This is a genomic window from Bacillus sp. SH5-2 (assembly GCF_008368905.1).
In the GTDB taxonomy this organism is placed as follows: Bacteria; Bacillota; Bacilli; order Bacillales; family Bacillaceae_G; genus Bacillus_A; species Bacillus_A luti.
Window position 1 is genome coordinate 19175 of record NZ_QOSD01000040.1, and the last position, 12622, is coordinate 31796.

A 12622-nucleotide genomic window follows, 5' to 3' on the forward strand; every position below is an offset into this window, starting at 1 on the left:
AATCAAAAGAGAGCCTTTCTTTATGACTTTATTTCATATCCATATCTTCTGCCTAAAAAACTATTTATTATGCATTTCTACGTTTCATAAATAATATGGCTCCAAGGGTTAATAACAAAAGACCGGCTCCAACTGAGAACCACATAAAGAACGTATTTCCACCTGTAGCTGGTAATGTTCCTGCTTTTGATGTTTTTCCTGTTTTAGGTTTTTCTGACTGTGGCTTTTCTGGCTGTGGTTTTCCTAATTTTTTCTCTTTAAACTTCACTGTATGGCTCGCATCTTCAATGTCAACATTGATTGCTACTAAAATATCATCTTGATATAGCTCTTCAAATACTACTACTTCTTTACCTTGTAGCTTAGAAGCATTAAATGTGAAATCAATTGTGATAGAACCATTTTTCTCTTTTGCAGTAAACTTAGATTCTAATGCTACTTCTTTACCATCAACTAGTAAAGGTTTCTTTGTTGCTTTATCCATTAGTTTACCTTTTGCAACATATTCTTTACCTACGATTAAGTCTTTGTATTCCACTTTATCTTGGATTGTGACAGATTCGTTTGCATACATCTCTTTTCCACCATCTGCTTTGTTTGTTGCTGCTGTTTTTATTGTTGGTTCTACAAATCGAACCGTTTGCCCCACATCGTTAATGTCAGATTGAATTGCCACTAATACACCGTCTTGATATACCTCTTCAAACACTACCACTTCTCTTCCTTGCTGCTCTGCACCAACGAAAGGAAAGTCTAATGTTACAAAACCATTCTTTTCTTTTGCTGTAAACTTAGTCTCAGCTTTTACTTCTTTTCCATCAATTAATAATGGTTTGTTCATTACTTTGTTCATTAATTTACCTTTTACAACATATTCTTTCCCTACAATAAAATCTTTATATTCCACTTTATTTTGGATTGTAATGGACTTTTTTGCATGCATCTCTTTTCCGCCATCCGCTTTGTTTGTTGCTGTTGTTTTTATTGTTGGTTCTACGAATCGAACCGTTTGCCCTGCATCGTTAATATCAGATTGAATTGCCACTAAGACACCATCTTGATATACCTCTTCAAACACTACTACTTCTCTTCCTTGCTGCTCTGCACCAACGAAAGGAAAGTCTAATGTTACAAAACCGTTCTTTTCTTTTGCTGTAAACTTAGTCTCAGCTGTTACTTCCTTTCCATCTATTAATAATGGTTTGTTCATAACTTTGTTCATTAGTTTACCTTTTACAACATATTCTTTTCCTACGATCAAATCTTTGTATTCCACTTTATCTTGAATCGTGATGGAATCTTTTGCATGCATCTCCTTTCCACCATCCGCTTTATTTGTTGCTGTTGTTTTGATTGTCGGTTCTACAAATCGAACTGTTTGCCCTACATCATTAATATCAGCATGAGTTGCCACTAAGACACCATCTTGATACAGCTCTTCAAACACTACCACTTCTCTTCCTTGTTGTTCTGCACCTACGAAAGGAAAGTCTAATGTTACAAAACCATTCGTTTCTTTTGCTGTAAACTTAGTCTCAGCTGTTACTTCTTTTCCATCAATTAATAATGGCTTATTTATAACTTTGTTCATTAGTTTACCTTTTACAATGTACTCTTTACCAACAACTAAGTTAGTGTACTCTACTTTGTCTTGGATCGTGATAGACTCCTTTGCATGCATCTCTTTTCCGCCATCCGCTTTGTTTGTAGCTGTTGTTTTCAATGATGGAATCTTTTCAATTTCTGCGCTAGCCTTTGGTAACATTAAGTTAAAGAAAAGAGATATGACAGAGAGTAAAGCTAGAATCCTAATTACATATTTCCTCCCCATATTTACAACCTCCTGTTTGATTTACATTACAAACATTTAAAATATTCTTACCAAACTACAATCCCATTATAAAACAAAAAATTACATACTTTAACATTTTGTTTTGATTTTTTAAATTTTGATTATAGGGATTTATCCATAACTTGTTTTAAAATAAAGTGAAACTTTAATTAGTGATTTTTTGTTCATCCTTCACTAATTATCAGCCTTTACCAATCAGACTTTTACGGGCAGCCTGAATTTCACCTCACTTCTTTGCTCTAGCTGAATGTTGAGTTGGAGTTTTACTGCCTACAAATAGCAACGTAAATATTGATTACACACTGGAGTAAAATTTTATATCTTTTTATTATTTTATAAAAAAAATTGATTATTCCAGTAACTATAGTTTACGATATTTATATCTACTAAGATTTGGAGGTTAAAAGATGATAAGAAATGAAAAAGAGTTGAAAACCCAATTGAATAAGTTAATTAGCGATCCTGATTTCTTGCGCTTACAAGAATCTTTTGAAAAAGAAAGCTTGTTTCAATTATTGGGTTTTGGACACCGCGAAACGATGCATAGTTCTTTTATCAGTTGGTTACTTTCACCAATGTCTTCATTGAATTTAGGTACTTTCCCACTAAAGCGTTTTCTCTACTATATTAGTGAGGAAAATATATCAAGTAAGAAAACCGATTTTAATTTTGCTTTAATCGAATCGGATCCATCACTTAAACTAGAGGAATTAGAAGTGGCAACTGAGGTAGCGGAGTCTGTAGCTATTCCAGAAACAAACCAGGAATTGCGGGCTCGATTTGATTTATATATGACAAATGATTCGATGAGAATCATTGTGGAAAATAAGGTGTTGGCAAGAGAAAACAAAGACCAGACTGAAACCTATACGAAAATCTTAAAACAGATGGAGGACTCGTATCAGTATGAACTAAAGGTCTTTTTGTCTCCAGATGCCACGATAAAACCTAAATGTCCCGAATTTATTCAAATTGATTATCAAGGGCTATATGATTTTGTTATATTGCCTTGTGTGAATCATCCAAAAATTACAACAGCAAACAAAAATATTTTAGAGGAATACATCCATAATCTTCGCATGGTCTATAAAGGAGTGAATAAACCGATGGCAAGAGTAAACAATGAGTTGTGTGTAACTATATATGATAAATATAAGGACGTATTAGATGAGATATTCGATGCAGTTAAAAATGAGACACCTGAAGAAAGAAAGGTCAAAACGTCTTCTCCGATTCGTAAATCAAACATTTCTTGGAAAGAGGTATATTCAAGACTAAACGAAGACGAAAAATACCTAGAAGCTACTTATGGAGGTTCCATAACAAAGGCAGAAATCGACTTAACAAGTGGCAAAATCCTTTTTGAAGGGAAAGAATATAGTAGTCCTTCAGCTGCTGCCATTGCGGCAGTAAATTATGTTAAAGGTGATGAAAATTACACAGATCGTTACAATGGATATGCTTTATGGAGTATTGTGTATCCAAATGGAGAAAAGAAGAAGCTGTCTGTTGTACGTGATGATATCTCTTTATCATTAGCCCAAGAGGAAGAAGATTAGAATCTTTCCTAACTATAGAAGTATTACCTGAAATTATAAAAGCGCAATAAAGTTATTTAATCTTAAAACCTAAAACGAGCATAGCACCTTTCTAAACTTAGGGCGTGGCTATGCTTGTTTTATTTTCAATATAAAACACGTCACTGTATTCATAAATATAATAATACGTACCATCATTATTCTATTGGGCCCATAAATTGAGTAATTAAATAAACATGCTCAATAAGTTTAACCTTTTGTAAGTTTTCTACTTTTTCTGATCCACCTAATGGAAGTAACGGTGTGTAACCAAAACATTCATCAATTTCAAGACTTCCGTACCTGTGTATTGCCTGCTTGTAAGGCATCCAATCCAATACTTTCTCTAGAAAATAGTCATCTTTCATATTTTTGAAGAAAAACTTAAATTTCCCACCCGCTACATCTACCGTACCTTTTCGTTACTTAAGTAATAATAAATAGTTATTTTCCCACACAAGAATATCTCCCATACCTGTTGTAAAAACCGGGATAGCCTCTTCATAACGGATATAACTTTCCTTTAATATATCTAAATATTCTTCTGGGTTTACCAACCTTAAATATCCGTTTAACATACTTCCAAATCCATATTGTTTCCATAAATCTACTATTTGTTCAGGAACTTTCCCTATATACTTTTCAACAATCTCTTGCGACGGCTTTTCGAAACATATAAAATCACTTATCTTTTCCATAGTATCCCCTTATCACAATTTCTCTAAGATTGAATTTACTTTTTCTAAATATAAATCTGGGTCGTCCTCTCTTATCTCAAGAAGAATCCTTTTAATTATTTGCTTCGTTGAATTATTTATATTTTCTAAAACATTCATATACGATACGACTAAACCTTTTGAATGTAAAAGAGTCCGATGAATTCTTTCCGCCCAGAATTCTGCATGAGGTAACATTTTAGGAATACTAATAGCTAATTTGTATAGCCCTTCCTCTACCCCGGAATGTTCAGCAATATAAAAAATCGTTTCAATAAGGTAGTCACCCGCTGATGGCTCAGCAATATCATCCTCAAAAATTATACAAAGATCAGAAATTATATCATTTGTCCCTTCATTCGCTAATACATTGAGAATACTCTCAAAAACTTCAATATCATCCCCTTCATTCTCTAGAAAACGCATTTTATATAAAATGGAAATTTGCTCATTAAAATCCATTGACTTCTCCATTTTCTACTCCCACTCATTATCCATTTAACTAAGATGTAACTATTACTGTACCGCTTTTAAAGGTTATTATTTTTCACTTCCTCGAACCATTCATCAGCAAAATCATCAGCCGTTTTTATATCATCATTTGTATGGATTAAATCATACTCATATTCAGCTTTAAACTTCCCACTCTGGGCATCATATATTAATTTCAGCTCAGTTGGCATAACTTTTCCGTATTCTTTGCATAACATTTCAATTCCTTCAATATCTTCACTTATAATTTGTAGAACCTGAAACATTCGTTCTGGAGATACATCATATCTTTTTCCCCCATTTTTCAATGCATCATTAACCTTGTGACACTCTACATACTTATTGTTAATTAAATAAAAGAAACTACTAGAAATCATATCTTCTTCACATGAAGCGTACACATATACTTTATCAGCTCTATTTTCAACATATTCCATGCATAGAGATATCATATCAGCTTGCAATTCACTAAATTTATCTTCAAATTCTTTCATATTACTTTTTCACTCCTTAGATTAAAAGTTAAATGGCAACGTCTTGATATCCCACTTCAGTTACTTTTTCATTTAATAGACGTATTCCTAGTCCATTCTCTGTATCCCACGTACAATCGAAAGTTATCCCAATATCTCGCTCTTCATGAATACCTCCATATGGGACTACAATTCCAACTAAAGTGATCCTATTAAGTAATTGATCAATTGTTTCGATATGCGGATAATTCTCATTAAATCCAATATCATATCCTAATTGTTGACGCTCTTGTTTGTAATAGTCTAAAATCGCTTGTAACAAAACTTGCTGCGATTGTTCCCAATTTTGCAATAATGAATTATAAGCAGTATATTGTTCTTCCTCAAACTTACCGTCTTTTTCACCTTTAACTATCAATGCTATTTCAACTTCTTTTCCACAAAATTCAACGGTAATGTCCTTAATCCATCCATATGTATACTCAATCTCACCAAAAACTGCATCATTTATTATCATTTTTAACTCTCCCTGTTTACTCTCTTGGATCCATATCGATTTCTCTAATCATATGAAAGTTACCCTCTAATATTAACTGTTTTTTCCAGCCACTTCTATACTCAGTATAGTACTATCAATTGCTAATTTTTCAATGAGTTTTTTCGCCTTACCGTATGGAAATCTTTCTACTAATATATAAGGAAGATTTTTTGAACCCTTTAGCAAATCTACTGTGGCAATCTCAAGCCCTAATACGTTCTTTATTTTTATTAAATCCTTCAAACCTTCACTAGGAGTTTTCACTAACACTATATTACAAATATCAGATGACTTATGTATTGTTTTCTGTTCTATTTCACCTACACAACCACTATTCACCCATTTTTTAAAATCAGCGGTAATTACAGTAGCATGGCTTGGATTCATATCCCCAGAATCAATTACTACCACCTCTTTTTCCTCTGCATGTTGAGCCATTAAAAATACATTACCACCACCGTCATCACCAATTGAGACATACCCCCTCGCATACTCATCTACTTCCCAAACCTCGTTCCTTTCTGCAATATACTCCGTACCATAAATAAGTAAACCACCACCGATTGAAAAGCCATTTGTACATCTCAATAATTCCTTATATACATTAGGTAATGTAATATTCATACGATTTTCTACTGCTTGAATTTCAATATCACTCGCTGCTGACTCTTCTATCAAATCTGGAATATTAGATAGATTAATCATTTAATAATTCCTCCTAAACTATTAAGATATTTAAACGTATCGCCCGTTATCTCTCTATAATCGTTTCGCAATAGATTTCATTAAATTCATAAAGTATGTCGGTATGTAAGCCTTCATTTTTCATTTGGTAAGTAGACAATCATTTTCCCTTTCATGTACTCATTTTTCCATTTACTAAACGATTCAGTGCACACATCTCAAGGTCTCTTTCTACTTCTTCAAGAATATTTATATAATCAATAGAAATAAAGTCTAATCAAAAACAACTCTTAATCCTAAGTTTTACAATAAATAAAAAGAATCCATTTTGAAAAAAGATTGATCAAAATGGATTCTTCTTCAGCAGATTTTTTGTTTCGGTTTTATAAAAATCCGAGCATTTTCTGCATGTACCGCTCCATCATCGTGCCTGATTGTTCCCTCTAAAGTGAAGAGGCACTATTAAACTTTCTTAATAAACTCATACACTTCTTTAGGTTTTATATTAAGCATGTGGGTAATTTCCGTTATTTTCTTTCCTTCTTCCTTCATCTTTTTGACTTTTCTCTCCATTGTTTGCTCATATTCTTCTGCAATATCAAATAATGGACTTAATAAAGAGTGCCATATTTCAAAATCAGTAAATTTATTTCTTTCCAAAAACTCATTTAGCAATATTTCCAATTCTTTAGTTTTTATCATTCTTTTACCTTCTAACACTTGTTGCTCAGTTAGAAAATCACCTATATCTTTCATAAAATTAATAAATGATTCCATGGAATCTGCAAGAAAATCGCCACCACTCCAACTATCCATTCCGTGCATGATTGAAGATATAGGGTACCCTTCCTCATTTAAATCAATAATAATTGGATCTCCACACATAGTTTCATATGCAATAACAATCCAATTTGCATCCCAAGTATCTTCCTCATCGGTTACAAGGGAGTTTCCATCGGTGTCAATGCTGTATCCTACTTGAAATTCATCTAATTGCTCAAAAGAACATACATCAAAATTTACATACTCTCTAATTTTTTTATATTCTAAGTTCATAAGTTCTAAATTTCTCTTTATCTCTACTTTTTGATGATAAGAATTAAATTGTATCATTGTCACTTTTACTCCATCCCTATTATTACATTAAACTTCTAATCTTCATAAATTACCGATCCCATATACTTCAGGTTTCCACCATCCAGTTTTGCTTCTTCAACAAGTTCTTCATACTCAAAATCATATAACCTAATGACAGTATTGTATTGTTCTTCTAAATTTTCACCATAAAAGTCTATCAGTTCACTTATGATTGATTCAGAATACGAAGCATTCTGTAGTAATTCAGGCAAAGAAGATGTAACATGTTCATTATATGTACATTCTAATAAGTCTTGGTTATACTCAATGAAATCTATTTGAAAATCAGGCATAAAACGCGAAGGAATTCTGTTCCACTCATTATCATATTTTATTTCTACATAATTTCTTAACACCATTTCGCTAGTACCATTTCCAAACCAAAGAGAAACAGCTCCTGGACTTTCCATATTAATCCTCCTTTCCAATTTTCTATGTTCTAATGGTAATAAATCAGGCATACTGTTTCAGATATAATGTAATCAGCTTCTTAAATTCTTTTTACGCAGCTAAACATTTAACTTTTTAAAACTTTCAGATACTTAGTATTCTTCGGATTCCCAAAACATCTACCTTCTGATTTTTTATTGGCAATACTAAAAAATTCTTTTGCGGTTTCTAAATCACCTAGTTCAAAAGAAACTTTTCCTGCAATAAATTCCTTATCACCGGAATCTATACGCGCAAATCCAGTTAAAAATATTTTATCTGCCCACTCCTTTGCTTTTTTTAAATCATTTACCATAAAACAAGTAGAGATAATATCCTTAGCTAAATGGTAACTCTCTTCACAATAAATACCTTTAGGATTAGGTATTATATCCCATGCCTCTTCTAGTAACACAATTGAATCATTATAGTTACCATTATGAAATTGTTCATTGCTTTTTTCCAAAAGACTTTCAAATTCTTCTTTTATAGGTGATTGTAAAATAGCCATATTTACCCTCCTCAAATCATATCCTTAATCAATTCAAAATACTTATCATCCTCATTAAAAAAGAGTTTATAGCCTTCTAAAATGTAAGCTCTTAACAGATACTCCTTAGCTTTATCAAGCTCCCCACACTCGAATATACTCTCTCCAAGTCTCAGTAAAATAAATGGATTTGCAATACCATCCGGACAGTTTAGCGCATTATATAAATTACTTTTTGCTTTCTCATACTCACGATTTAAAAAATAAGTATCTCCTAATGCTGTATAAATCCATGTACTTGTTTCCCAATCGGTCTTCGGCAACGGAACCAAATCCAGAGCAGCTATATAACTCTCTATTGCCTTATCATCTTTTCCTTTTTCAACAAAAGCATCTCCTTCGTTACATAACTTTACAATTCGGTCATACACTTGATCGTTGAGTTCCAATATAAATCCTCCCAATAATTATTTATTTGGTGGCAAGTAGTTTTCATTTAACTTTGTACCTGCGAATCGATTTAAACTATCATGATCTAATACATAATTATTGGAGTCTAACATCCATTCTCTAACCTCTGGGGACTTCGCTCCATAATATCTACCTGTATGTACTATTCCACCATGAAACTGAATCACTTCAATGAGCCATATCTGCTTGATCTAGAGGATACCATTTATTATCACTTGCCATAAATTCTAGTTTACCATCACTTTTTGTACGGATTTTTGATGAAATTGAATTTTCCATTCTTTCTATTTACTTCTCTACCCATATTGTAGCCATTCCCAGGCGTATTCCTCATTAGGTCGATGCCATTTTCCATTTGCATCTTGATAAAAGCCTTTAGGTACATCACCCGTACCCTTAACCCCACCACTCTCCAAATTCAAGATCCTACTCTGAATACTCGCCTTTGAGGCATCATGGACTTCTTGGAATTTCCCGCTATAGTTCTTTCCAGTTCTAGCGACACTTCCATCTGGCAGTATTTCTACACCTTTAACGAATGGGGATACGGAATCCGCACCTTTTGCTAATGTATTTCCAATTATATAATACTAGTAGTTTCTGTTAGCTTTAATTCATAAAAATAACTTTTATAAATTTATAGTATACATTTCAATTAAAAAAGCACTTGATTGCCTTTAGTCGACAATCAAGTGCTTTAAGTTCATATGTTTTTAAGTAGCATGAATTTGTAAGTTTTGTAGTAACGGCATGACACCTTTTATACCTATAGTCGGTTTTGCTTTAAAACCTTCTACTTCAATTAAATGCTTATCATAACCAGTCTTAAAATTCACTTTAATTTTCGGATTAACTTTAGGAACTTCACCCGTCCCCTATGTTGTACTTTTAAATAATTCGGAGAAAAAGAAGAGGCTTTCTCTGGGTCGTTAGACCATAAAGAAAGCCCCGTTAAAATTAAAGAGATTAACCAACTATTAACTAATTCGAATCAATAAAATCCTATCATTAGTTTTCAGGAATATATAAATTATCCACAAATTCAGAGAAACTTTTAGAAATTAGTCGGATGTATTCCTCTCTTAACTCGTTATCTTCTTCAAAGTAATCCATATCACAATGATATACACTACCTCTATCTTTCCCATCAATTGATAAACAAATCAAACTTCCCGCTGGGTCAATTCCAATTGGAAGCAAATTACTTGGTACCACTTGCACCAAATTATAGCTTCTTAATTTCTCTTCTAGATTTATTTCATTTTCTATTGATAGAGGAAAAAACATTGAAACAGACGATGTTATTACGCCTTTCTTAGTTGTATCATTAGTTTTAGATCTTCGTTGCTCAGTTTTCCCTCCATTTTTAGACAGCAAAAATTGTTTATAATCATCAGGGAACAATATACCATGCTTATTTTCGAAATCTTCGATATCTTCAATGCCAATAGGAGTAAAAGTATATTCAAAATCTAAATTCTTCATACAATTAACCTTCTTTCCTGTTCATTTTGTTTTTCTCAATCAGAGTATAATCTCTCAATCAATTCAGAAAAAGAGTCGCATATTAATTTAATTTTATCCTCATTCACTGATTCCTGATCATAGAAAACTACTGACGGACAATCTTTAGTATCACAGTAATTAAAACAAATCAGTCCCCAAAATGGGTCTCTTGCAAATGGAATAATACCTTCCGGAAGTGAAGTTAATTCATAAACAACTTCTATATTTGCATCTTTGCTTGTAAAACTTAATAGACAATCAAAGACTGCTCCACCTTTATCATCTTTAACTTTATAAGTTTCCCCATTTCTCTTAGATGTAAATGCATAAGTAGTAATTCCTGTAGAATCATCTACTACTTTTTCTTCAAAATCTCTTGGTTTATTTGGTTTTCTACTATAAGGAGGTAAATCTCTAGCTGCTTTTGTCATAGCTTCTTCATATTCTGCAGTTCTTTCATTAGTCGGTTTAATTTTTTTAGTTTGAGTACCTTTACCCGTACCCTTAACCCCACCACTCTCCAAATTCGAGATCCTACTCTGAATACTCGCCTTTGAGGCATCATGGGCTTCTTGGAATTTCCCGCCATAGTTCGTTCCAGTTCTAGCGACACTTCCATCTGGCAGTATTTCTACACCTTTAAAGATTGGGGATACGGCGTTCGCAACTTTTGCTAATGTATTTTCAATTATATAATACTAGTAATTTGGGTTAGCCTTAATTCACAAAAATAATTTTTATAAATTTATAGCATGCTTATCTATTAAAAAAGCACTTGTTGTCTTTAGTTGACAATCAAGCGCTTTAAGTTCATATATTTTTAAATAGCATAAATTTGTAAGTTTTGTAGTAACAGTATGACACCTTTTATATGTCATGACAACTACTATGTTAAAACTTACGAGTTTGTACGAGTTCGTTAATTTAATATACATTCCATGCGTTTATATTCATCCCACAGTAAAATGTCATCTTGCCTAAGCTCGTACTTCTTTTTCTATTCTATCATTGCACACCACAGTACTCCATGATGGTACAATCATCATAGAGTACATACTTTCAAAAACCCTTTTATTTTCTCTATCTACTTCACATATACTTTATTTTTATTCATATATACTTATGCGTATTTAAATTTTGCACCACGAACTTTATTATATCCGTACATAAAATATAATTTAGTATAGTAAGCTTTATAAAATCACTATAACTAAACTTATTTATTTACTGTAATGAGTTTTTAATGTTTATTTATATTTTAGGAATATCAATTATATTTCCTGGTGACTCATTAATAAGAATATCTGAAATACTTGGGTTCCTTTTTTTTAACTTGAATATTTGAATTTTTGTTAATTCAGGGCTAAATGATATATTTTGTGTTTTAAACTCCAAATTCATAATTTTATTTTGAAGTTCTAATATAAAAACCTTCCATTCTTGTAATGGAGAATTCGAAACTTCCTCCGGACTTTCTAATAGTCGATATCCGTCTGCATAATGAAACATTAGTAATCCCGTTCCTAAGTCACAATCTTTGTTTTCAAGAATTGCATTTGGTATATCAAATCCACTATTCCAATTATAATTTGCTGCAAAACAATGAAGGATTATTGGATTATCTATATTCTTTATTCGGCTAATTGTATCCTCGTTATTTGTATTATAAAGTAATTCTTCAAGCAAACTAATATCCTTATTTTCCATTACACCTTACCACCTTACTGATATTTACTTATTTTGTATTTCCAATTGTTTTAGCTTTCTTTCCCAAAGTTCCACTGTTGCACCTTGGCTTGGGTACAATGGTAAACCATTCCCCTGTAATTCCCTTAAATTTTTTTTGCAAATCATATACCTGCTTTTGTAAACTATCAATACTTTGGTTTATATCCATTTTATTTAATACTCTTGCAACTACTTCATTGTAAACAGAATGATATCCTCTGTGTCTAGCCATTGTACTTATATTATCATCTGGTACTCTTAGAAAAATACCGTTTGATGAGTCATCAAAGTTCATACCTATCTTTTTAATTACAAGATTATCTGCCATTTCAGAAGGAATAATATGCTGTGCTTGATATCCACTCCATTTAGTTGAACGTTTAAGCCCCATTTCTGTCATCATATTTTTTCCTAATTTAGTAGAATTTCCTCCTGTTACAATACCCGGAGTACCAGGAATAATCCTACTACCTTCATCCGTACCCTTATTTAAAACTAAAAGCGATAATTGGGTTACCAATTATCGCTT

The 12622-nt window shown here is 32.3% G+C and carries 17 protein-coding genes and 4 pseudogenes; 1 reads left to right on the top strand and 20 read right to left on the bottom strand.

Going from position 1 to position 12622, the window contains the following annotated elements; genetic code table 11:
- Window positions 1–67: 67 nt before the first annotated feature.
- Window positions 68–1831, bottom strand: a complete 1764-nt coding sequence (locus tag DN410_RS26870; protein WP_149178738.1) for a VaFE repeat-containing surface-anchored protein — start codon at window positions 1829–1831, stop codon at window positions 68–70.
- Window positions 1832–2259: 428 nt separating this feature from the next.
- Between DN410_RS26870 and DN410_RS26875 the strand changes: the two genes are divergently transcribed.
- Complete coding sequence (locus tag DN410_RS26875; RefSeq protein ID WP_149178739.1) at window positions 2260–3411, top strand: PD-(D/E)XK nuclease family protein; 1152 nt, start codon at window positions 2260–2262, stop codon at window positions 3409–3411.
- Window positions 3412–3587: 176 nt separating this feature from the next.
- Here DN410_RS26875 and DN410_RS26880 read toward each other — a convergent pair.
- The 19 genes and pseudogenes from DN410_RS26880 to DN410_RS26950 form a co-directional block, all read right to left on the bottom strand.
- Window positions 3588–4127: pseudogene (locus DN410_RS26880) on the bottom strand (T6SS immunity protein Tdi1 domain-containing protein).
- A 12-nt stretch (window positions 4128–4139) separates the two neighbouring features.
- The gene (locus DN410_RS26885) at window positions 4140–4607 is read right to left on the bottom strand and encodes an Imm30 family immunity protein (protein ID WP_149178773.1); all 468 of its coding nucleotides are present in this window, start codon (window positions 4605–4607) and stop codon (window positions 4140–4142) included.
- Window positions 4608–4675: 68 nt separating this feature from the next.
- Window positions 4676–5131, bottom strand: a complete 456-nt coding sequence (locus DN410_RS26890; RefSeq protein ID WP_149178740.1) for an immunity protein YezG family protein — start codon at window positions 5129–5131, stop codon at window positions 4676–4678.
- A gap of 28 nt (window positions 5132–5159) precedes the next feature.
- Window positions 5160–5627 carry a DUF2004 domain-containing protein gene (locus tag DN410_RS26895; protein ID WP_149178741.1) on the bottom strand — a complete coding sequence of 156 codons (468 nt, stop codon included), beginning with the start codon at window positions 5625–5627 and terminating at the stop codon, window positions 5160–5162.
- 72 nt (window positions 5628–5699) lie between these two features.
- Complete coding sequence (locus tag DN410_RS26900) at window positions 5700–6353, bottom strand: SMI1/KNR4 family protein (protein WP_149178742.1); 654 nt, start codon at window positions 6351–6353, stop codon at window positions 5700–5702.
- Between the two features lie 113 nt (window positions 6354–6466).
- A pseudogene (locus tag DN410_RS28865) lies at window positions 6467–6603 on the bottom strand (cytoplasmic protein); the annotation flags it as partial.
- Window positions 6604–6794: 191 nt separating this feature from the next.
- Window positions 6795–7451, bottom strand: coding sequence for an SMI1/KNR4 family protein (locus tag DN410_RS26905; RefSeq protein ID WP_149178743.1), 657 nt, complete (start codon window positions 7449–7451; stop codon window positions 6795–6797).
- Between the two features lie 32 nt (window positions 7452–7483).
- Window positions 7484–7879, bottom strand: coding sequence for an immunity 22 family protein (locus DN410_RS26910; protein WP_149178744.1), 396 nt, complete (start codon window positions 7877–7879; stop codon window positions 7484–7486).
- Window positions 7880–7986: 107 nt separating this feature from the next.
- The gene (locus DN410_RS26915; RefSeq protein WP_149178745.1) at window positions 7987–8409 is read right to left on the bottom strand and encodes a hypothetical protein; all 423 of its coding nucleotides are present in this window, start codon (window positions 8407–8409) and stop codon (window positions 7987–7989) included.
- An 11-nt stretch (window positions 8410–8420) separates the two neighbouring features.
- Window positions 8421–8837 carry a tetratricopeptide repeat protein gene (locus tag DN410_RS26920; RefSeq protein WP_149178746.1) on the bottom strand — a complete coding sequence of 139 codons (417 nt, stop codon included), beginning with the start codon at window positions 8835–8837 and terminating at the stop codon, window positions 8421–8423.
- A gap of 18 nt (window positions 8838–8855) precedes the next feature.
- Complete coding sequence (locus tag DN410_RS28100) at window positions 8856–9026, bottom strand: hypothetical protein (RefSeq protein ID WP_161940840.1); 171 nt, start codon at window positions 9024–9026, stop codon at window positions 8856–8858.
- A gap of 210 nt (window positions 9027–9236) precedes the next feature.
- Window positions 9237–9443, bottom strand: a pseudogene (locus DN410_RS26925) (hypothetical protein); the annotation flags it as partial.
- Between the two features lie 129 nt (window positions 9444–9572).
- Window positions 9573–9695, bottom strand: coding sequence for a hypothetical protein (locus DN410_RS28630; RefSeq protein ID WP_255446879.1), 123 nt, complete (start codon window positions 9693–9695; stop codon window positions 9573–9575).
- 172 nt (window positions 9696–9867) lie between these two features.
- Window positions 9868–10344: an SMI1/KNR4 family protein gene (locus tag DN410_RS26930; protein WP_149178747.1), complete on the bottom strand. Its 477-nt coding sequence runs from the start codon at window positions 10342–10344 to the stop codon at window positions 9868–9870.
- Window positions 10345–10379: 35 nt separating this feature from the next.
- Window positions 10380–10796, bottom strand: a complete 417-nt coding sequence (locus DN410_RS28870; protein ID WP_370456833.1) for an SMI1/KNR4 family protein — start codon at window positions 10794–10796, stop codon at window positions 10380–10382.
- A 123-nt stretch (window positions 10797–10919) separates the two neighbouring features.
- Window positions 10920–11057: pseudogene (locus DN410_RS28875) on the bottom strand (HNH endonuclease); the annotation flags it as partial.
- A gap of 45 nt (window positions 11058–11102) precedes the next feature.
- Window positions 11103–11294: a hypothetical protein gene (locus DN410_RS28640; protein ID WP_149178774.1), complete on the bottom strand. Its 192-nt coding sequence runs from the start codon at window positions 11292–11294 to the stop codon at window positions 11103–11105.
- Between the two features lie 322 nt (window positions 11295–11616).
- Window positions 11617–12072 (bottom strand): DUF4274 domain-containing protein, encoded by a 456-nt coding sequence (locus DN410_RS26945; protein ID WP_149178749.1) that lies wholly within the window; start codon window positions 12070–12072, stop codon window positions 11617–11619.
- A 28-nt stretch (window positions 12073–12100) separates the two neighbouring features.
- Window positions 12101–12613, bottom strand: a complete 513-nt coding sequence (locus DN410_RS26950) for an AHH domain-containing protein (protein ID WP_255446880.1) — start codon at window positions 12611–12613, stop codon at window positions 12101–12103.
- Window positions 12614–12622 lie beyond the last annotated feature (9 nt).

Excerpts from the sequence above, each read along its gene's own strand:
- DN410_RS26870 (WP_149178738.1), bottom strand. The coding sequence starts at position 1,831 with ATGGGGAGGAAATATGTAATTAGGATTCTAGCTTTACTCTCTGTCATA.
- DN410_RS26875 (WP_149178739.1), top strand. The coding sequence starts at position 2,260 with ATGATAAGAAATGAAAAAGAGTTGAAAACCCAATTGAATAAGTTAATT.
- DN410_RS26885 (WP_149178773.1), bottom strand. The coding sequence starts at position 4,607 with ATGGATTTTAATGAGCAAATTTCCATTTTATATAAAATGCGTTTTCTA.
- DN410_RS26890 (WP_149178740.1), bottom strand. The coding sequence starts at position 5,131 with ATGAAAGAATTTGAAGATAAATTTAGTGAATTGCAAGCTGATATGATA.
- DN410_RS26895 (WP_149178741.1), bottom strand. The coding sequence starts at position 5,627 with ATGATAATAAATGATGCAGTTTTTGGTGAGATTGAGTATACATATGGA.
- DN410_RS26900 (WP_149178742.1), bottom strand. The coding sequence starts at position 6,353 with ATGATTAATCTATCTAATATTCCAGATTTGATAGAAGAGTCAGCAGCG.
- DN410_RS26910 (WP_149178744.1), bottom strand. The coding sequence starts at position 7,879 with ATGGAAAGTCCAGGAGCTGTTTCTCTTTGGTTTGGAAATGGTACTAGC.
- DN410_RS26915 (WP_149178745.1), bottom strand. The coding sequence starts at position 8,409 with ATGGCTATTTTACAATCACCTATAAAAGAAGAATTTGAAAGTCTTTTG.
- DN410_RS26930 (WP_149178747.1), bottom strand. The coding sequence starts at position 10,344 with ATGAAGAATTTAGATTTTGAATATACTTTTACTCCTATTGGCATTGAA.
- DN410_RS28870 (WP_370456833.1), bottom strand. The coding sequence starts at position 10,796 with ATGACAAAAGCAGCTAGAGATTTACCTCCTTATAGTAGAAAACCAAAT.
- DN410_RS26945 (WP_149178749.1), bottom strand. The coding sequence starts at position 12,072 with ATGGAAAATAAGGATATTAGTTTGCTTGAAGAATTACTTTATAATACA.